Origin of the sequence: Micromonospora sp. RL09-050-HVF-A, assembly GCF_019374995.1 — a bacterium.
Taxonomy (GTDB): Bacteria; Actinomycetota; Actinomycetes; order Mycobacteriales; family Micromonosporaceae; genus Micromonospora; species Micromonospora antibiotica.
Genome location: NZ_JAGKQP010000002.1, coordinates 4,747,136 through 4,765,424, shown reverse-complemented (window position 1 = coordinate 4,765,424; position 18,289 = coordinate 4,747,136). Strand labels below are relative to the sequence as shown.

Here is an 18,289-nt window from a genome sequence, read left to right as displayed (position 1 = left end):
ATAGCATATAGCCGTTTGCCTTAGGTGATTTGTGTTGTTACAGTCGCTCCATGAAGCAGCTGGCTGAGGCCGCGATCCGCGATTCCTTCATAAACTGCTCAAAGGGAGAGTCACGACGCATCTCGCTACCGCGGGAGGTGGAGGAGCTTCCGTGGAAGCACCTCGACTTCCTCGGGTGGACCGACCCGCGGGCACCCGAACGCAGCTACCTCGTCTGGCAGCAGGGCGAGGACGACGCGCCGATCGGCGTGATGCTGCGACACCCGGACAGGCTGCCGGGCCTGCAGCGCAACATGTGCTCGCTGTGCCTCACCACCCACGGCTCGGGTGGTGTCACGCTGATGGCAGCGCGCAAGTCCGGTCCGGCCGGACGCAAGGGCGACACCGTCGGGCTGTACATGTGCGCCGACCTGAACTGCTCCCTCTACGTGCGGGGGCTCAAAGCCCTCCCGCCAGGGTTGCGGATGGAGGAGACGCTCACGGTGCCGGAAAAGGTGGAGCGCATCAAGAGTCGGGTGGCGGCGTTCATCCAGCAGGTCGCCAGCACGTAACCCTGGTCGACGCGCGCCGCTGCGCCCGGACGGTGAACCCCGGGCGCAGCGGCGCGGGCCGCCCTCAGTAGACCGGCATGGAGGGATCCAGCTGGTGCGCCCACGCGAGGATCCCGCCTCCGACGTGGACGGCGTCCGGGAGACCACTGCGGTGCACGAGGGCCAGCACCTCCGCCGACCTGATCCCCGACCGGCAGATCAACACGACCCGGCGGTCGCGCGGAAGGCGCTCGGTGGCGTCCCCGCTGAAGAACTCGCCCTTGGGGATCAACGTCGAGCCGGGCAGGTGCACGTAGTCGTACTCCTCGGGCTCCCGTACGTCCACCAACGCGAACTTCTCGCCGCCTGCCACCAGGTCGCGCAGGGCGAGCACCGAGATGGTCCCGCCCCGGGCGGCTTCGGCCGCCGCCGGTGACAACAGACCGAAGAACGGCTCCGCCGCAGTCAGTTCGGCCGGCCGGTCCACACCGGGCCGGCGTTCGTACGGCCGGACCGAGCATTCACCCAGCGTCGCATCGTACGTCATCACACGACCCACCAGCGGCTCACCGGTGCCGGTGAGCAGCTTGACCACCTCCATGCTCATGGCCCCGGCCAACCACCCGCCCCACAACCGCAGCGTCCCCGACATGCCCCGGAAGTAGGCGGCTGGCCGCTCGTGGTGCAGATCGCGGAAGCCCGGCCCCTGCCCGTCCCAGAACACCGACAGGCGAGCCCGGCCGCCGTCCAGCTCGCCCCACACGAAGGGGATCCCGGCTCGGGCGCACACGTCGTCGACGAGCTGACAACGGGCGGCGTCCTCGCCGGCACAGACAACCAGGTGGTACGAGTCGACCATGGACTCGGCGTTCGCGAGGTCGAAGCGCCCGGGCACCACCTCGGCCCGCAGGGCGGGACGCGTCCGCCGCAGAGCGGTCACCCACGCCTCGGCGCGGGTGGCGCAGCCGCCGTCCGGAATGCCGAGGTGATCGTCCCAGGGCTGTGGGGGCGCGGCGTCGACGACGCCGATGACACCGACGCCCGAGTCGGCGAGGTGCGCGGCGACGAGCCCACCGACCTCGTCCGCGCCCACGACGAGAACGCGGCCGGCCGCCAGTCGCCGCTGACCGGTCGATCCGAAGCCGCCGAGGATCAGCTGGTGCGCCTGCCGAGCGGCCTCGCCGTCAGGAAGGGCTGCCGCAGGCTCGACCAGGGCTGGAAAAGACATGGTGCTCCTTTCGAAAGGCAGACATGCCGGACGGTCAGGGTCGGGCCCAGTCCGGGATCGTCACGATCTCCAGGACGGCCGCGCCCCAGTTGAAGCCGTAGCCACTCCCGGCCAGGACGACGTGGTCACCCACGGCCAGGCACCCGGTGGTCAGCAGATGCTCCAGACCGGCCACCTGGTCCCCCGCGCCGAGGTGTCCCACCCGACGCCCGAACTCCCAGGTGGTCCGGTCGTCCGGGACACCCATCTCGGCCAGCATCGTCCACCAGCGGACCGTGCGACCGTTGTTGGGCAGGACGAAGCGCCGCACGTCGGCCGCGGCGACCTTGGCCTCGTCCAACGCCTGACCGATCGTGTCGCAGAACCCGCTGGCGATCCGCTGGGAGATGTCCTCGAGATCGTCGAGGTTCTTGCGCATGAACCGGGCCTTGCGGCCCCGCAGGTCGAGGGGCTTGTCCCCGGCGTGCGGCGCGTCCTTGAGCCGGGTGCCCCGATACATCGCCTCCAGCGACGGGTCGGCGTTGAGCACACAGGACAACACCCGGGCGAAGCCGGGCCGGGAGCTGAGCAGGAGCGCGGTGCCACCGTCCGCCATCACCGTCCCGCTCTCCGTACGAAATCGGTCGAAACCGGGGAGGCAGAATCGTTCGCCGGTGGTCATCAGCACCGTGGCGTCGTCCGGACAGGCGGACAGGAAGGACGCGCCGATCAACAGACCGGCCAGACCTCCGTTGGACTTCTGGTCGATCTCCATCGCGGGAGCGCTGCCGCCGATCGTCTGCTGTTGCACGTACGAGGACGGCGTCCACACGTCCTGCCCCTGGAAGTACGTGCCGTGGTGCAGCAGGAGCCGGACGTCCGCAGCGGACGGCTGACGCCGGTCCAGGGCCTGCCGTGCGGCCGCGACGGCCAGGTCGGGTGCGAACTCGTCGTCCGACACGCACACCGCGAGCAGCGCGTTGCCCACGTACTCGGCGTCCGGGTAGCGGCCGTCCGCGACCGCCTCGCGGAGGTCCAGCCTACGGCCGAGACGGACGCCGACCGAGTCGAAGTAGACCTCGTTCATCATCAAGGCGAATGGTCCTTCCGCGGAAAGAGGGACAGCAGCCGCAAGGGCGAGGATCGGGCTGACGTTCGCGCCGAACGCAGGGGCACCGTAACAGCCGGAAATACCTGTCCGGATCACCCGCACGCAATTTTGAACACCAGTTGACGCGCCCCGCGAAAACCGCTATCGCTGGCACGGCAGGGCAACCGCATGGACTCGGAGAAGGAGATCCCGTGGCACCTCGAAAAACTGATGTCGTGATCGTCGGAGGCAGCACCGTCGGGTTGTTCACCGCGATGTTCCTGGCCCGGTCGGGGGTCTCGACGCTCCTCGTCGAACGGCATCCCGCACCGCTGCGTCACCCCCGCGCCATGGGCATCGGGCCCCGGACGGTGGAGCTGCTGCGGACCGCCGGGATCGCCGACGAGGTGGACCGCCTGTGCGTGGACATGTCGGGTGGCAACCTGGAGATGATCAGCACACCGACCCTGGCCGAGGCGGACCTGCCCGCGCTGGCCCGGCAGGCGCCCCCCCGCGCCGAGCCGTTCCGGCGGACGACGCCGCAGATCCTGCGGGGCACCTGCCCGCAGGGACGGCTCGACCGCGTGGTCATCGACCGCGCCAGGGCACTGGGAGCCCGCCTCGAGTTCTCGACCGAGCTCACCGGTTTCGAGCAGGGACCGGACGGGGTCACCGTGAGCCTGACCGGCCCACAGGGGCCGTACGAGGTGGCCTGCGACTACCTCGTCGCCGCCGACGGCGCGCGCAGCGGCGTGCGAGAGGCCCTCGGCATCGGCGTGACCGGCCGGGGCGCCATCGGCGATCCGCTGGTCAGCGTGCTGTTCCAGGCAGACCTCGACGAGTTCACGCAGGGCCAACCGTTCGTCATGTGCGACATCACCACCCCGGAGGCGGCCGGTGGCCTGCTGCCCGTGGACGGGCGGGGCGAGTGGCTCTACGTCGTTCGGTACTCGCCCACCGCCGGCCAGCACGCCGAGGACTTCACGCCCGAACGGTGTCGGAGCCTGATCCGCGCCGCAGTCGGCCGCGCCGACCTCCCGGTGGCGGTGATCAGCACGCTGACCTGGCAGGTACGGGCCGCACTGGCCGATCGGTTCCGCGCCGCCCGCGTCTTCCTGGCCGGCGACGCCGCGCACGTCGTGCCGCCGGTCGGCGCGTTCGGCATGAACACCGGGGTGGCCGACGCGCACAACCTCGCCTGGAAGATCGCGCACGTGCTGGCCGGTTCAGCCGGACCTGACCTGCTGGCCACCTACGAGGCGGAGCGCCGCCCGGTCGCCCGGACGGCTCTGGAACAGTCGACGCTGCGCCTGGCGGACCCGTCCCTGCACTGGGCCACGGGCAGTGCCGGGGCGCGACGTCGCGCCGACGCCGGTGCCCTGCACGCGCCCGTGGTGCACCTCGGCTACCGGTACGCGTCGACAGCGGTGCTGGATCCGGTGCCGGCGCTGCCCTCGACCGAGGAGGTCGAGCTCGACCTGGACGGCGCACCCGGTTCCCGCCTGCCGCACCGCTGGTTGCGGCACGACGGCGCCACCGTGTCGACCCTCGACCTGGTCGGCTACCGGCTCACCCTGTTCGCCGGCCCGCAGGGTCAGGCCTGGCACGCCGTGGCGGACGAGGTCAGCCGACGGCTCGGTCTGCGGCTGGCGGTGCACTGCATCGACCAGACGTCCGGCGGGGACCCGGAAGGTTCGTGGGCCGCCTCGGTGGGGATCGACGGGTCCGGCGTCCTGTTGGTGCGCCCGGACGACTTCGTCGCGTGGCGGGCCCGGCGTATCGGGCCCGCCTCGGCCGACGACCTGGAGAAGGCACTGCTCACGATCCTGTCGCGGACCCACTGACCGCGACCGCATCCGTACAACTGCGGAATCCCGCAGTTGCCGGGCTGGACCGCCAATAGTTGGTCTGGCATGGTTGATTTCGCGCCGGACCTGTTTCAGCGGTCGGCCGACAAGCAATTCCACACGCATCTCGGCGCACACCATCCGCCACTCCTGCGGCATGGTTGAATTGTGGCGCCGGCAGACGAGAAGCGGACTGCTGATGGATCGATCTTCGGTCGCGTACCACAATTCCTGGAACACTCGCGAAGATGTGTCCGGGGGTCTCGCCGACGGTCTCGACGGCGACCGGGGCCTCCCGGCGTCGCTGGCCCGCCATTCCACCGAGGCCGAGCCGGACGTCGTGGCCTTCTGGCACCGGATGGCGCTCGCGGCGCCGGCCGCCGACGCGCCACGCCCCGGGCGCATCCCGGTACCGGCCGAGCTCCATCCGGTGCTGCAACTTCTCGAGGTGGCCTGCCGGGGGTCCCGGCACGGTGGGATCTCGGTGCCCTCGGCCGGGGCGCTCTACCCGTACGAGCACGCGGTCGTCGCGGAGCACGCCGGAGAACTGGCGGTCTTCGCGGTGGACGCCGCACGCCGGTCGGTCCATCTGCAGTGCCGCATCCGACCAGCCGAGTGGCCTGGTGGCCTGCCGCTGCCGGGGCCCGGCAGGACCCTGCTGCTCACCAACGTGCGCCCGTGGCTGTCGATGCGGAAGTACGGCGACCGCGGTTACCTCTACGCACACCTGGACGCCGCCCACCTGAGCACACATCTGCTCTGTCTCGCTCAGTCGCGCTTCGAGCGGACACGCGGCCTGACAGCGCGCGAGGTTCGTCCGCTGGATCAGGTGCTGGGGTTGCCGGGCCGCTGCCGCTTCGTCCACAGCGCACTGTGGCTGGACTCGCCGACCGCTGGGTCGTCCGCACCTCGGGAGAGCTGGGCCTGCGTCGACCAGCACGGGGCCCCGCTGAGGCAGACGCTGCCCGAGCACCCCGAACAGCAGTGCTGGCAACGTCTTCCGGCCCGACCGCAGCCGGGAACGCCCGTCGCGGACAGCGGCGCCGGGTCGTTCACCGCAGCCCGGGTGGCGGCTGCCGGCCCGGTCGCCGGACAGTTGGCCGTGGCGGCGCCGCGACGACGCTCCGCCAAGGACTTCACCGGCGAGACGGTGCCGGTGGGCGACGTCCGCCGGGCGCTGAGGGCCACGGGGACCCGCCTGCCGTGGGACCTTCCCGTGACCGGCACGTTCGGCATCACCGTGCTCGCCCGCCGGGTGGCAGGGTTGGCGGCCGGGGCCTACCGGGTGTACGACGGGACGCTCGCCCCGGAGCCGGTGGCGGAGCACGTGGTCGACGGTGACGAACTGGTGCGTATCTGCATGGGTCAGGAGCACCTCCGACATGCCGCTGCGGCGGTGGTCTTCCACGCCCCCCGGGACGCCATCTTCCAGCTCGGCATCGACGGCGTGGACGCGGCCCTGTTCCGGGCGGGCGTACTGGCCCACCTGCTGTGTCTGGGTGCCGCCGACGCGGGACTGGCGATCACCACCATCGGCGGGTTCGACGCCGCCGGTTGGCACCGGCTCAGTGCGCTGCCGCAGAGGGACGAAGCCCTGTACGTGGCCCTGGTCGGTCAGGCCGGCGTCGTGGCGGTCAAGCTCGACCGGCTGCAACGCGCCTACGCCCATGACGAGGCCTGAGACATGCTGATCGAGGTGATCGACGACGCCGCCCGACGGCACGGCGACCGGCCGGCGGTCTCCGACCGGCAGACCACACTGACCTACCGTGAGCTCATCCGGTCGAGTGCGGTCTGGGCCGACACGTTGGCCGGGTTGCTGCCGGGTGGAGACCGTGGCCGCATCGGAATCCGGGCCGGCAACGGTGTCGCCTACGTGGTCGCCTACCTGGCCGCCCTCCGCTGCGGCGCGGTCCCCTTCCTCATCGACCGGGTCAGCGGGGTGCAGGAGACAGCGGCGATCCGGGAGGACTGCGGCCTCGACCTCCTGGTGCACGACTCCCCCGCGCCCGGCTGGGGCACCCCGCGTGGTGAGCTGGGCACCCTGACCGTCACCGGCGCCCCGTCCGCCGGTCGCGCCGCACTCGACCCGCAGACCGAGGTCTGCCGTTTCACCTCCGGCTCGACGGGGCGGCCCCACTGCATCGAGTTCCGCGGGCAGGCGGTGCACCGGGCCGCCGTCAACTGGGCGACGGGGACGGGCCTGGACGCCGACGACAGCATCGCCTGCTTCGCGTCCCTGTCGAACGGCCTCGCCTTCAACACCTCGCTGCTGTCGGCGTTCCTGGTGGGCGCCCGGTTGCACCTGCCCAACGGTCTGCCGTCCGGCAGTGCGGTGGGCCGGGCGGTCGCGGCGTGCGCCGCCACCCGGCTGGTCGGCTTTCCCGCACTCTACGACTCGCTGGTACGCCGACCGGTGACCGACGGCTCGTTCAGCCGGCTACGCATGGCCATCTCGTCGGCGGCACCGCTCGATCCCGGCACGAAACACCGGTTCGTCGAGGCGACCGGGGTGCCGCTGCGGAACTACTTCGGCGCCGCGGAGGCCGGCCCGCTCACCTTCGCCACCGATCCACTGACCGACCTGGGCCTCGGTGGGCCGCTGCCGGGCGTACTGCTGCGCGCGGGGACCAGGGCGAACCCGGGTCCCGTCGAGGTACGCAGCGAGTCCATGGGCACCCGCTACCTCAACGCCCCGGGGCTGTTGGAGAGCCGGATGACCGACGACGGTCACTACCGCACGGGTGACCGCGGCTACCTGGCCGACGGCAGCCTGTTCCTGAGTGGACGCAGCCACCGGGTGATCAACGTGGGCGGCCGGAAGATCGATGCCACCGAGGTGGTGGAGGCCCTGCGGGCGGCTGCCGGTGTCCGCGACGCCGTGGTGCTCCAGGTGTTGGACCGGCACGGCGTGCCCGCCCTGGCTGCCGTGCTGGCCGCCGACGACTCGCTGGACCCCTCGGGGCCACGACGCTTCCTGGCCGGCCGGCTCGCACCGTACAAGATTCCCAGCCTGGTCCGTGTCGTCCCCGAGATCCCCCGGGGGTCCGCCGGCAAGCCGGCGATGGCGGCCCTCGAAGGACTGTTCGCCGTCGACCGCACCGACGGCTGAGACGCCACGTATCGATCCCGATAGCCGCAATGTGCAAGGAGATGGTCATGTCGGAAAGCGGCACCAGAATTCGACAGAAAGTCGCGCGCATCATCACCGAGTCGGCCGAGGGCGGGCTCAGCGAGGCGGACCTCGACCGGGCCGGCGGATCGCTTCCGGCGCTGGGGTACTCGTCGCTGTCCTACATCCGCATGATCGACGCGATCGAGAACACCTTCGGCATCGAGATCGACCAGGACGAGGAGGATGATCGACTTCGGTCGGTCGACGGCATCGTCGCCCTGGTCGCGGCACAGGACGAGTCGGCGCATGTCTGAGCCGGTACTGGGAGTGGTCGGCCGGGGCCGGCTCGGCACCGCGGTGCGCGACCTGGCCCGGGCCGAGGGGCACGAGGTACGCGTCTACGCCTCCCGCGCCCTGCCCGATCCACGCACCGAGACGGCACCCGACGTCGTCGTCGACTGCTCCGCGCCCGCGGCGTTGACCGGCGTCGCCGAGCTCTGTCACCACTGGCGTCGCCCGCTGGTCCAGTGCGTCTCGGGACTGGACGAGCAGCAGGAGGCCGTGCTGGGCCGGCTGGGCCGGTCCGTCGCCGTGGTGGCCGCCCCCAACCTGACCCTGGGAAACTACCTGCTGAGCAGGGCGGTGCGGTGCGTCGCCGAGGTGGTGACGACCATGGCGCGGGCCGGCGTCACCGGGGCGGTCCCGGAGGCCGCCGTCTTCGAGCGTCACCCGGCCCGCAAGGCGCACCGGCCCAGCACCACGGCGGTTCAGCTGAGCCGGTTGTGGACGTCGCTGACCGGGCACGAGGTCAGCGACGTGGCCTCGCTACGCGCGGGCGACGCGGTCAGCGACCACGAGTTGCGACTCGGCTGGGACGGGCAGTCGCTCGCCCTGGTGCACACGGTGGGGTCCATCCGGACCGCCGCCGCCGGGGCGATCGGTATCGCTGCCGCGGCCACCAGTCTGCCGGTGGGCGTGCACCACGCACACGACGTCTTCGACCAGATGCTGGCCGTCATGGGCGGCGACGGCGGAAAGGACCAACGATGAGCCCCGAGGCCGACCAGGTGACTCCTCGTCCGGTTCCGGCGCACCTGAGCAGGCAGATCGCGTACGGCGCACGCATGCTGTCGCTCGACGGTCACGACGACTTCAACCAGGGTCAGATCTCGGCACGTAGGCCCGGCTCGGACGTGTTCTTCATCAAGAACGCCCTCTGCGGCTTCGACGAGGCGACCCCGTCCCAGGTGGTGGCCGCGTCGACGGACCCGCACGCTCCGGTGGACCCGTTGGCGCCCCCCGAGCTGCCGCTGCACCAGGCCATCTACCGGGCCCGCCCGGACGTCAACGGGATCGTGCACAGCCATGCGCCGTACACGCTCGTTTTCGGCGCCACCGATCTGCACCTGCGGCCCCTCTCGCACGACGGCTCCTACTTCACCGGCCGGCTCGGGCTGTTCACGCAGACCAGCAACACGGTGCTCGACCAGTCGACCGGCGAGGCGATCGCCAAGAGCCTCGGCAGCGGCGAGGGTCTGCTGCTGCGCAACCACGGCGGGGTGGTGGTCGGTCGGAGCGTCCGGCACGCCGCGGTGCTCGCGCAGGTCCTGGAGCGGGCGTGCCGCCTGCAACTGCTGGCCGAGCAGACCGGCGTGCCGTACGTCTGGGCCACCGACGAGGACGTCCAGCTCAAGCGCGACTTCATCTACGCCGATCTGTCCATCCGGTCGTACTGGGAGTACGCGGTCCGCCGGGTCGACGCGACGTGGCCGGCGGCGGCCCGGTGGTGACGGGGCGGATCCCGCAGGGAGCACCTCCGGGGGCGGCGGAGGCGACGGAGGTCCGGGACCTGCTGTCGCTGGCCCGGGAACTGGCCGACAAGGAGCTGTCGCCCCTCGTCGACGAGTTCGAGGCACGCGGCAGTTTTCCCCGGGACCTGCTCCGCACGCTGGGCCGGGTGGGCCTGCTGGGCCTGCCCTACCCGGTCGAGTACGGGGGTGGCGGTCAGCGGTACGAGGTCTACCTGAGCGTGTTGGAGACACTCGCGAGCCGTTGGCTGGCGGTGGCGCAGTCCGTCAACATCCATGTGTTGTCGTGCTACCCGTTGGCCCGGTGGGGCAGTCCGGAGCAGCGCAGCCGTTGGTTGCCCGACATGCTCGGCGGTGACCTGCTCGGTGCCAACTGCATCTCCGAGCCGGCGGCCGGGTCGGACGTCGGCGCGATCGCCTGCGCGGCCCGCCTGGACGAGGCCGCGGGCGTCTACGTCGTGGACGGCACGAAGGCCTGGACGAGCCATGCCGGCGTCGCCGACTACTACAACGTCTTCTGCCGCACCGGTGGCGAGGGCGTACGGGGACTGTCGGTGTTGCTCGCCTCCGCCGACACGCCGGGTGTCTCGCCGCAGCGGCCGGAGCGGAAGATGGGGGTGCAGTCGTCGCCGACCGCCTCCGTCGTGCTGGATGCCGCGCGGGTGCCGGCCGACCGGCTGATCGGCCGACGCGGCAAGGGCTTCCTCATCGCGGCCGGGCTCTTCGACCGGGGCCGCCTCGGCATCGCCTCCTGTGCCGTCGGGCTCGCCCAGGCAGCCCTGGAGTACGCCACCGCCTATGCCAGGCACCGGCGGCAGTTCGATCGTCCGATCACCGACTTCCAGGGTGTGGCGTTCCTGTTGGCGGACATGTCGACGGAGATCGCCGCGGCGCGGGCCCTGGTCCGGGAGGCCGCTCGGGCCCTGGACGAGGGCCAGCCGGACGGCGTCGTCACGGCGATGGCCGCCCGGGCCAAGCTCTTCGCCACCGACGTGGCGATGCGGGCGACCACCGACGCCGTCCAGGTGCTCGGCGCGTACGGCTACGTCCGGGACCATCCGGTCGAGCGCTGGATGCGGGAGGCCAAGCTGCTGCAGATCATCGAGGGGACGAACCAGATACAGCGCGTCGTGATCGCACGGTCACTGTGACCGCGGTCCGCACCTCGACTCCGGCTGAGGAGCACAGATGAGCGAGTCCACCGACGTCGCGGACGTCGTCATCGTCGGCAGCGGCCTCACCGGTGCCGTCTACGCGCGGCTGGTCGCGGACACCGTACCGGCCGTGCGCATCCTGATCGTCGAGGCTGGTCCGGCGGTGACCGAGCCACCGGGCCGGCATCTGAGTCACGTCACGGATCCGGGGGAACTCGACCGGGCCCAGGTCGCGTCACAGGGGCCGCTGCGGGTCCGGCATGGCACGACGGTCGCCTCCGGCATCGCCCACAACGTTCCGCGTGGTCAACGTGACGATGCCTTTCTCAGCCGTCCGGGCCTGTTCCCGGTGGACCCGGGCGGCTCCCTCCCCGCCGCGCAGGCCGCCTGCAACGTCGGCGGCATGGCCACCCAGTGGTTCGCAGCCTGCCCACGGCCCGCCGGTGCCGAGCGCATCGACTTTCTCGACCCGGCCGTGCTCGACGGGGCGCTCGGGGTCGCCGAACGTCTACTGCGCGTCTCGGCACGGCAGTTCGCCGACTCGCCCGTCGAGTCACGGATACGGCGACGGTTGGGTGCCGCACTCGACGACGGCCGCGCTGCGCACCGGCGCGTTCAGCCGTTGCCCATGGCGCTGACCGTCGAGCACGGGTCGGTACGGCGGGCCGGTGTCGACGTGGTCCTCGGCGGGCTGCTCGGCGACCGGCACCGCCACGTCGCGTTGCGTACCCGGACCCTGTGCAGCCGGGTCCTGACCGACGACGGTGGCGTGACCGGGGTGGAGCTGCGCGATCTCGCCACCGGATCGGTTTCCACCGTGCGCACCGGGCACGTGGTGGTCGCCGCAGACTCGCTGCGTACCCCGCAACTGCTGTTCGCCTCGGGCATCCGGCCACCGGCGCTGGGTCGGTACCTCAACGAGCACGCTCAGGTGTCGCTCGCCGCCGAGCTGCACGGTTTCGCCGGTGAGGTGCCGGCCGGCCCGGCCCGGGGCGTCACCTGGATTCCCTACGACGACCTGACCTTCCCGTTCCACGGGATGGTGACTCCCCTCGATCCGACCACCTTGCCGGTCCCTGCCCCGCACCCCTGGGCCGCGGTGCACCTCTTCGTGCCGCAGGACGTGGCTGCGGGCAACCGGGTGACCTTCAGCGATGACGAGCGTGACTGGGCCGGCCTGCCGGTGATGCGGCTGCGTCACCGGCCGAGCCCGGCAGACGGGGCCACGATCGAGGCGGCGCGGGAGGCGGTGCTGCGGCTGAGCCGGCTGCTCGGCCGGCCGGTCGAGGGCGAGGTGCCCTGGGTGCATCCGCCCGGCAGCTCCCTGCACTACCAGGGCACCGTACGGATGGGAGTCTCGGACGACGGCACCAGTGTCTGTGACCCGGTTTCGCAGGTCTGGGGTGTGCGCGGGCTGTACGTGGCCGGCAACGGTGTCATCCCGACGCGTACGGCGTGCAATCCGACCCTCACCAGCATGGCTCTGGCCGTGCTGGGAGCGCGGGATCTGTGCGACCGGCTGGGGCGGCCGGCAGTCGTCGGCGCTGCCTCGGGGCCGCGTCCGCGGCGGTGAGGTGAACCGGCTCTCCGGCCCGGGGCCCGCGCTCACCGTGTCGAGGGAACCAGTCCGTGCCCGTCGGGCGTGCACTCAGGAACAGGAGGTCCTCCATGCCGGCCACTTCCACCTCTGCGCCGATCGATCCGGCGCTCCGCGCACCCTTGCCGGTCCTGGGTCGCGACGTCACGGTGCCGCTGGTCACCGGCGGACACGTGACGTACGCGGCGCTGGACTACGCCGCGAGCGCCCCTGCCCTGGAACGGGTGTGGAACGACGTCGCGGCTTTCCTGCCGTACTACGGGAGCGTGCACCGCGGCGCGGGCTATCTCTCGCAGTTGTCCACCGCGCTGCTTGAGCGCAGCAGGGACACGGTCCGCCAGCATCTCGGTGTCCGGCCCGACGACGAGGTCCTGTTCACCCGCTCGACGACCGACTCGCTCAACCTGCTCGCCGGGGCCCTTCCGGGGGACACCGAGGTGTATGTCTTCGAGACCGAGCACCACGCCGCGTTGCTGCCGTGGCACGACGGCGCGACCACCGTCCTTGCCGCACCGTGCTCGGCGCAGGACGCGGTCGACCGGTTGACCGCGGCGCTGGCCGGACGAAGCCGGCGACGACCGGGGCTGGTCTGTGTGACCGGGGCGTCGAACGTGACCGGCGAACTGTGGCCGGTGGCGGAGCTGGCCTCGGTGGCCCACGCCGCCGGTGCCCGCCTGGTGCTCGACGCCGCCCAGCTGGCACCGCACCGACCGATCGACGTCGGCGCCCTGGGCGTCGACTACGTGGCGTTCTCCGGTCACAAGATGTACGCCCCGTTCGGGGCCGGTGTCCTGGCCGGTCGGGCCGACTGGCTGGGTGCGGCACGGCCCTACCTGGCCGGCGGCGGGGCGAGCCGGCGGGTGGAGGTGACGGCGGCGGGCACCCTCGACGTGCAGTGGCACGGCGGCAGCACACGGCACGAGGCCGGGTCGCCCAACGTCGTGGGTGCGTACGCCGTGGCATCGGCCTGCCGGGCGTTGGCCGAAGCGGGGTTCAGCGCTCTCGTGGAGCGCGAGGACGCCTTGTTGCGCCGGCTGACGGGCGGCCTGGCCGCCATTCCGGGTGTCACGTTGCTCTCCCTGCTGGGCGACGGGGCACCACGGGTGGGCGTGGTCAGCTTCGTGATCGAGGGGTGGAGGAGTTCGCAGGTGGCGGCAGCGCTCTCAGCCGAGCACGGGATCGGCGTGCGGGACGGCCTGTTCTGCGCCCATCCCCTGATGCGTGTGCTGGTCGGTGCCGTGCACCAGGGGCCCGCTTCTGGGCGGGACTCCCGGCCGCAGGGGCGCAGCCAGCACGCGATACGCGCGAGCTTCGGCGCGGGGACTCCGGTGGAACACGTCGATCGGTTGGTGGACGCGGTGTCGTCGATCGTCCACGAGGGCACGCGGCACGAGTACCGCAACGACGGGGAGCGCTGTGCCCCCGTCCGGTGACCGGCACGAACGGCGCCGCCGGATCTCCGCCCGGCGGCGCCGTTGGTGCCGGTGTCACGCGGAGTAGCGTTCCCGCCGTTCCAGCTGATCGGCGAACATCTGCCAGCTCCGCGCGCACTCCCGGGCGATGCGTGCCACCGCGCCCGACTGGTAGGTCGGCACGGCCTCCACCAGCCGTCGCCGTTGCAGTTCGTCGAGGGCACGGAACTCCAGGAACCGCAGCAGGAGGCGGCCGGCGTCGGTGAAGCGGAGCCGGGGGTCCCGCCGGAGGTCCAACACCGGCGTCGGCTGTTCGACGCTGGTGCGCCGGGCGGCGAGATCGTCCCGGGGCGGTCGCGTCACCTGGCGGACCGGTGCCGTGTCCTGCCTGGCGTCGGTGTCTCGTTGCTTCGTGGCGACCGGGTCCTCGCCACGCTCCAGGCGGGTCCGGACGTCGCGGGCGGTTCCGGGTGAGATGCCGACGCTGCGGGCGATCTCCCGCAGCGACGCGTCCGGATGCCGCGCGATGAACTCACCGGCACGTCGGCGTCCGTCGGCGCTGGAGACCGGCCGGGTCCGGCCGTCGAGGCCGACCCTGCTCACCTCCGAGGCGACGCCTTCGTTGCGCTGCCGTCGGATCGAGGCGACGGTCTTGTCGGCGATGCCGACCACGGCGGCGATGGCCCGGTTGGACCAGCTCGGATGGGAGGCGACGATACGTTCGGCGGCGGCCCGCCGGTCGGCGGCCGAGAGCGGCAGACCGTGCTTGGCGTTCAGTCGTACGGCCAGGACGAAGGCGTCCTGCTCGTTTCCGTCGAAGAACCGGACCGGGATGGTGGCGTCCCCCCGGATGCCGGCGGCCTGCAACCGGTGCCAGCCGTCCACCACCCGCATGGTCTGCCGGTGCACGATGATCGGCGGTAGTTGCCCGGCGCACACCGCGAGCGTCTGTACGTGGGATCCGTCCGCTCCGGCGATTCTCGGCGAGCAGGACCCGCTGAGCTCGTTAAGAGGAACCTGTTCCACGGTCGGGCTGGTCTCGCCCCCCTCGACCCGGTGGTGCCTCGAATCCCCCGAATAATTCACGTCATCGCTCGTCGAATCTGTCGTCCCCGTAGTCATCTTTGCCTCCACAATAAAATCACGGTGCAGTGCGGAGTGATTGACCCGTTGAAGCCTCCCTCGCGCCGGGTCGGGCGCTGTTACACATGTAAACATCAGTGCAAATCTATCAATGTATATCCCTGGACGCAACGGGTCACTCTACAATTACTCAGAGTGATAATGAGGCGTACGACGGCACCCGGAAAACGGGAATGAAGAGTTACCCCAGGCATTAAAGGCGCGGCCGGGGGAGCGCGCTTGCCGGCGGCGGACTACCGCCGGGGGTCACCTATCGCGCAGCGCCGGACGAGGGCCACTCGGTGAGCATCACGTGAATTGCTTCGATGCCATTTTCCCAAGATTTCTGCACGTCCCGGGGATGACCGAAACCACCGATCGACTCCAGTGAGACGAAGCCGTGCAGAGAACTCCGGACGAGCCGCACCGCGTCGGTCAATTCGCCCTCGCTCAGGTCGTAGGCGCGGAACATCGCCATCGTCATCGCAAAGATGCGCTGGTGGCCCGTCGACCGGGACAGCTCCTCCTCGGTGAGCTGGATGTGGGTGGCGGTGTACCGGCCCGGGCAGGTGCGGGCGAACTCCCGGTAGGCATTGGAGAAGGCCACCAACGCGTCCTTGCCGGCCCGACCCGCGAGCGCTTCACCGATGCAGTCAGCCAACTCGGTGGCGGCGAGCACGGCGACGCCCTTACGCAGCTCCGCGACGCTACGGACGTGCGAGTACATGCTGGGCTCGGCGATGCCGAGGATGCGAGCCACGGCCGAGAGGGTGACCTTGTCGAAGCCGACCTTGTCAGCCAGGTCGGCTGCGGCCGTCGTCACCCGCGACGCCACCAATCCGACTCGGGCCACCCTTGCCTCCCTGATCCCTCAGCCTCGTCCTGGAGGCGTCAACTCAAGCGACCAGTCATGCAACTAGCTACCGGCTGCAACCTATGGGCCATAGGAAGTCGCCGTACCTTCATAGCACACGCAGGGCGGCAGAGCACACACGGCCACCCCGCAACCTCAAGGTCACGAGCCGTCACCGGAGTAGCCCCGCACCACGTTTGCTCCATCTTAGCGCCGGTAGAAGCTGATTTATGCCTCGACCCCCGGCGCGAAATGCCGACACTGACCGGAAATGACGACATATTGCCGCACTTACTGTATGCAAAATCACCATAATTATGATCAAAAATTCTCAGGCTCGACCGACGCCCGTTGCCCCCCGCCGACGACGCCGGCAACGCGTGGAACCCGCACCGATACTGCCGGGTCCCGCGCGTACCAGCGGCACGGGTCGATGCCCGCCGGTCGGGTCGCGGGCGGGCTGGTGCGAGGTGGCCGGCCGACTCCTACCGGACGCGGGCGACGCTCGGCAGGATCTGCGTGCGGACCAGGAGCGGGGCCGAACTGCCGCCCTGGTGGTGCCTGCTGATGTTCGTCAGGCATTTCCGCAGCTCGGCTGCGATTGCTGGTGGGCCGGAGGCACCACCATGCGAACCACACTGCCCTCATCGTTGGTAACCCACTACCACTGAATTTGCTCAGCTCGCGGTCGTCGAGCGACCCCCGACGAGCCCGACTAGGCCGGCGGCCTACGAATCCGTGACGACATCGATCCAGGCAGGCTAAGCTGTTAGCTAATCGAGGAGGTGGCGTCATGTCCGCTGAGGCCGTGCACTACAACATGCATGATGCCAAGACCCACCTGTCGCGCATCATCGACCGGGTGGAACACGGCGAGGAGATCATCATCGACCGGGCAGGAACTCCGGTGGCGAAGGTCGTGCCGCTGGTACGGCGGGCCAACCGAACCGCGGTCGGCTCCCTCGCCGGTCAGTTGGATCTCTCCGGCGACTGGGACTCACACCAGACCAATGCAGAGATCGCCACTGATTTCGGCATCGGTGCATGACCCTGCTGCTGGACACCCATGTCGCACTGTGGGCCATCACAGGCGATGCGACTCTCGGCGACGAGTTCCTCGATCGACTACGCCACGACCCGGACATCTTCCTCTCCCCGGTCAGCCTGTGGGAGATCACCATCAAGCAGAGCGTGGGAAAACTCGCCGGCCCCCCGGACCTGGCCGAGAGGGTAAGGGACATGGGCTTTCGCGCACTCCCGGTGACCCACGCCCACGCCATCGCCGCCGGCCGCCTGCCGCCACATCACCGCGATCCCTTCGACCGCATGCTGGTGGCACAGGCGACCGCCGAAAGGCTGACCCTGGCCACCCGCGACGCGTCGATAACGCTGTACGACGTGGACATCCTGAAGGTATGAGTCAGTGGCTGGTCTCACGGCCACCGAACCGACATCTGGGCATACGCGTCGGAAGCCGGCGCCATTGCGAACCCGCAGAACGATCTCCACACAGACCCAACGCATAGATCCAACCAAACGTCTGTAACTGCCCCCTGATGAGCTTGCCGCGGGGGTGTGGAGGGCTCTACGGCACGCCAACCTGCGGATCACGTAGGAGGCCTACGTTCACCGGTCGCCGAAAAAGGACCGGCCGCGCGGCCTGGCCGGTGGCCTCTCGCGGGACGCGGGCAGCGCTCGACGGGATCTCCGTGCGGACCAGGATCGGGGCTGAGTTGCGCCCTGGTTGTGCCCGATGATCTTCGTCAGGTGTTTCGGCAGCTCAGCGGTGGTTGCTGGTGGGCCGCCTGGGACTCGAACCCAGAACCTAAGGATTAAAAGTCCTCAGCTCTGCCATTGAGCTAACGGCCCGCTGAGCCACAGGTTACCCGACCACGTCGGCCGGGTCGGGTCCACCTGAGACCCGCCCTCCGCTGCGTGCGCACCGTCGGGAGTGTCGGTGTTTGACGCGGGCGGAGTGACGTGGTGTGCTCACGGGGTTAGCGCTAACGACAATCGTTATCATTATCAGTTGAGGAGGATCATGTCTCTCACCGTGCCACCCGCCCTGCTGGAAGCCGCCGAAGCGGGCCCGGTCGACGACCGGGACTTCGTCGCCTGCGTTCGGGAATCCCTGCCGTACGCCTGGCAGACCGTGAGCCGGGTCGTCGCCGACCTGGAGTCGTCGGGCGCGGAGCGGGCGGACAACTCCGTACCCCCGCCCGGCGAGGCGGAGCGGGGGCAGTTGCTGCGCGCACTGGCCAGCGACGCCATCCGCGCCAGCCTGGAGCGCCACTTCGGCGTGAAGCTGGCGTTCCAGAACTGCCACCGGGTCGCCGCGTTCCGCCCCGCGGCGGTGGACTCGGAGCCCTACCGCCGCTTCGTCTCCACCCGTGGTCAGCTCCTGAACCAGTCACCCGAGCTGCGCAACTGCTGACCGCACCGGTGTGCCGGACCGGAGGACACCACTCCCGGTCCGGCACACCGGACGGCACCGCACACGCGGCAACCCGAGCGGAGCCGGACAGCGGGGACGCAGGCGACCACCCGAACGGTG

Annotated in this window: 17 protein-coding genes and 1 tRNA gene; 13 read left to right on the top strand and 5 right to left on the bottom strand. The window is 70.5% G+C overall.

Features of this window, described 5'->3' with window-relative positions; genetic code table 11:
• Positions 1-50: 50 nt before the first annotated feature.
• A complete protein-coding gene (locus tag J7462_RS21045; RefSeq protein WP_219465648.1) occupies positions 51-551 on the top strand; it encodes an FBP domain-containing protein in 501 nt (166 codons plus the stop codon).
• Positions 552-615: 64 nt separating this feature from the next.
• Here J7462_RS21045 and J7462_RS21040 read toward each other — a convergent pair whose 3' ends face one another.
• Together J7462_RS21040 and J7462_RS21035 are read right to left on the bottom strand one after the other, a co-directional pair.
• A complete protein-coding gene (locus J7462_RS21040) occupies positions 616-1,758 on the bottom strand; it encodes a ThiF family adenylyltransferase (RefSeq protein WP_219465646.1) in 1,143 nt (380 codons plus the stop codon).
• Between the two features lie 34 nt (positions 1,759-1,792).
• Positions 1,793-2,827: a ketoacyl-ACP synthase III family protein gene (locus J7462_RS21035; protein ID WP_219465645.1), complete on the bottom strand. Its 1,035-nt coding sequence runs from the start codon at positions 2,825-2,827 to the stop codon at positions 1,793-1,795.
• Between the two features lie 212 nt (positions 2,828-3,039).
• On the opposite strand from J7462_RS21035, the gene J7462_RS21030 reads away from it, so the two are divergent.
• The 9 genes from J7462_RS21030 (at position 3,040) to J7462_RS20990 (ending at position 13,781) form a co-directional block, all read left to right on the top strand.
• Positions 3,040-4,671, top strand: coding sequence for an FAD-dependent monooxygenase (locus tag J7462_RS21030; protein WP_219465644.1), 1,632 nt, complete (start codon positions 3,040-3,042; stop codon positions 4,669-4,671).
• A 202-nt stretch (positions 4,672-4,873) separates the two neighbouring features.
• Positions 4,874-6,355 carry a nitroreductase family protein gene (locus J7462_RS21025; protein WP_219465643.1) on the top strand — a complete coding sequence of 494 codons (1,482 nt, stop codon included), beginning with the start codon at positions 4,874-4,876 and terminating at the stop codon, positions 6,353-6,355.
• A gap of 3 nt (positions 6,356-6,358) precedes the next feature.
• Positions 6,359-7,786, top strand: coding sequence for a class I adenylate-forming enzyme family protein (locus tag J7462_RS21020; protein ID WP_219465642.1), 1,428 nt, complete (start codon positions 6,359-6,361; stop codon positions 7,784-7,786).
• A gap of 47 nt (positions 7,787-7,833) precedes the next feature.
• Positions 7,834-8,103, top strand: coding sequence for an acyl carrier protein (locus J7462_RS21015; protein ID WP_208565400.1), 270 nt, complete (start codon positions 7,834-7,836; stop codon positions 8,101-8,103).
• Positions 8,096-8,839 (top strand): dihydrodipicolinate reductase C-terminal domain-containing protein, encoded by a 744-nt coding sequence (locus tag J7462_RS21010; RefSeq protein WP_219465641.1) that lies wholly within the window; start codon positions 8,096-8,098, stop codon positions 8,837-8,839. The genes J7462_RS21015 and J7462_RS21010 overlap by 8 nt, the downstream gene beginning before the upstream one ends.
• On the top strand, positions 8,836-9,579 hold the full coding sequence (locus J7462_RS21005; protein WP_219465640.1) for a class II aldolase/adducin family protein: 744 nt from the start codon (positions 8,836-8,838) through the stop codon (positions 9,577-9,579). Before J7462_RS21010 ends, J7462_RS21005 begins: the two co-directional genes overlap by 4 nt.
• Positions 9,576-10,748, top strand: coding sequence for an acyl-CoA dehydrogenase family protein (locus J7462_RS21000; RefSeq protein WP_308290970.1), 1,173 nt, complete (start codon positions 9,576-9,578; stop codon positions 10,746-10,748). The genes J7462_RS21005 and J7462_RS21000 overlap by 4 nt, the downstream gene beginning before the upstream one ends.
• 37 nt (positions 10,749-10,785) lie before the next feature.
• On the top strand, positions 10,786-12,324 hold the full coding sequence (locus tag J7462_RS20995) for a GMC oxidoreductase (protein ID WP_219465638.1): 1,539 nt from the start codon (positions 10,786-10,788) through the stop codon (positions 12,322-12,324).
• A 95-nt stretch (positions 12,325-12,419) separates the two neighbouring features.
• Positions 12,420-13,781, top strand: coding sequence for an aminotransferase class V-fold PLP-dependent enzyme (locus J7462_RS20990; RefSeq protein ID WP_219465636.1), 1,362 nt, complete (start codon positions 12,420-12,422; stop codon positions 13,779-13,781).
• 54 nt (positions 13,782-13,835) lie between these two features.
• Here the strand turns inward: J7462_RS20990 and J7462_RS20985 are convergent, their stop codons facing one another.
• Both J7462_RS20985 and J7462_RS20980 read right to left on the bottom strand, forming a co-directional pair.
• Positions 13,836-14,699, bottom strand: a complete 864-nt coding sequence (locus tag J7462_RS20985) for a ParB N-terminal domain-containing protein (RefSeq protein ID WP_219465635.1) — start codon at positions 14,697-14,699, stop codon at positions 13,836-13,838.
• Positions 14,700-15,153: 454 nt separating this feature from the next.
• Positions 15,154-15,735 carry a TetR/AcrR family transcriptional regulator gene (locus tag J7462_RS20980; RefSeq protein WP_208565394.1) on the bottom strand — a complete coding sequence of 194 codons (582 nt, stop codon included), beginning with the start codon at positions 15,733-15,735 and terminating at the stop codon, positions 15,154-15,156.
• A gap of 793 nt (positions 15,736-16,528) precedes the next feature.
• Here J7462_RS20980 and J7462_RS20975 point away from each other — a divergent pair.
• Both J7462_RS20975 and J7462_RS20970 read left to right on the top strand, forming a co-directional pair.
• On the top strand, positions 16,529-16,783 hold the full coding sequence (locus J7462_RS20975) for a type II toxin-antitoxin system Phd/YefM family antitoxin (RefSeq protein ID WP_219465633.1): 255 nt from the start codon (positions 16,529-16,531) through the stop codon (positions 16,781-16,783).
• The gene (locus J7462_RS20970) at positions 16,780-17,154 is read left to right on the top strand and encodes a type II toxin-antitoxin system VapC family toxin (RefSeq protein ID WP_219465631.1); all 375 of its coding nucleotides are present in this window, start codon (positions 16,780-16,782) and stop codon (positions 17,152-17,154) included. The genes J7462_RS20975 and J7462_RS20970 overlap by 4 nt, the downstream gene beginning before the upstream one ends.
• Positions 17,155-17,529: 375 nt before the next feature.
• Here the strand turns inward: J7462_RS20970 and J7462_RS20965 are convergent.
• A tRNA-Lys gene (locus tag J7462_RS20965) sits at positions 17,530-17,604 on the bottom strand.
• Between the two features lie 172 nt (positions 17,605-17,776).
• On the opposite strand from J7462_RS20965, the gene J7462_RS20960 reads away from it, so the two are divergent.
• Positions 17,777-18,169 carry an SCO5389 family protein gene (locus J7462_RS20960; RefSeq protein WP_219465629.1) on the top strand — a complete coding sequence of 131 codons (393 nt, stop codon included), beginning with the start codon at positions 17,777-17,779 and terminating at the stop codon, positions 18,167-18,169.
• Positions 18,170-18,289: the final 120 nt, after the last annotated feature.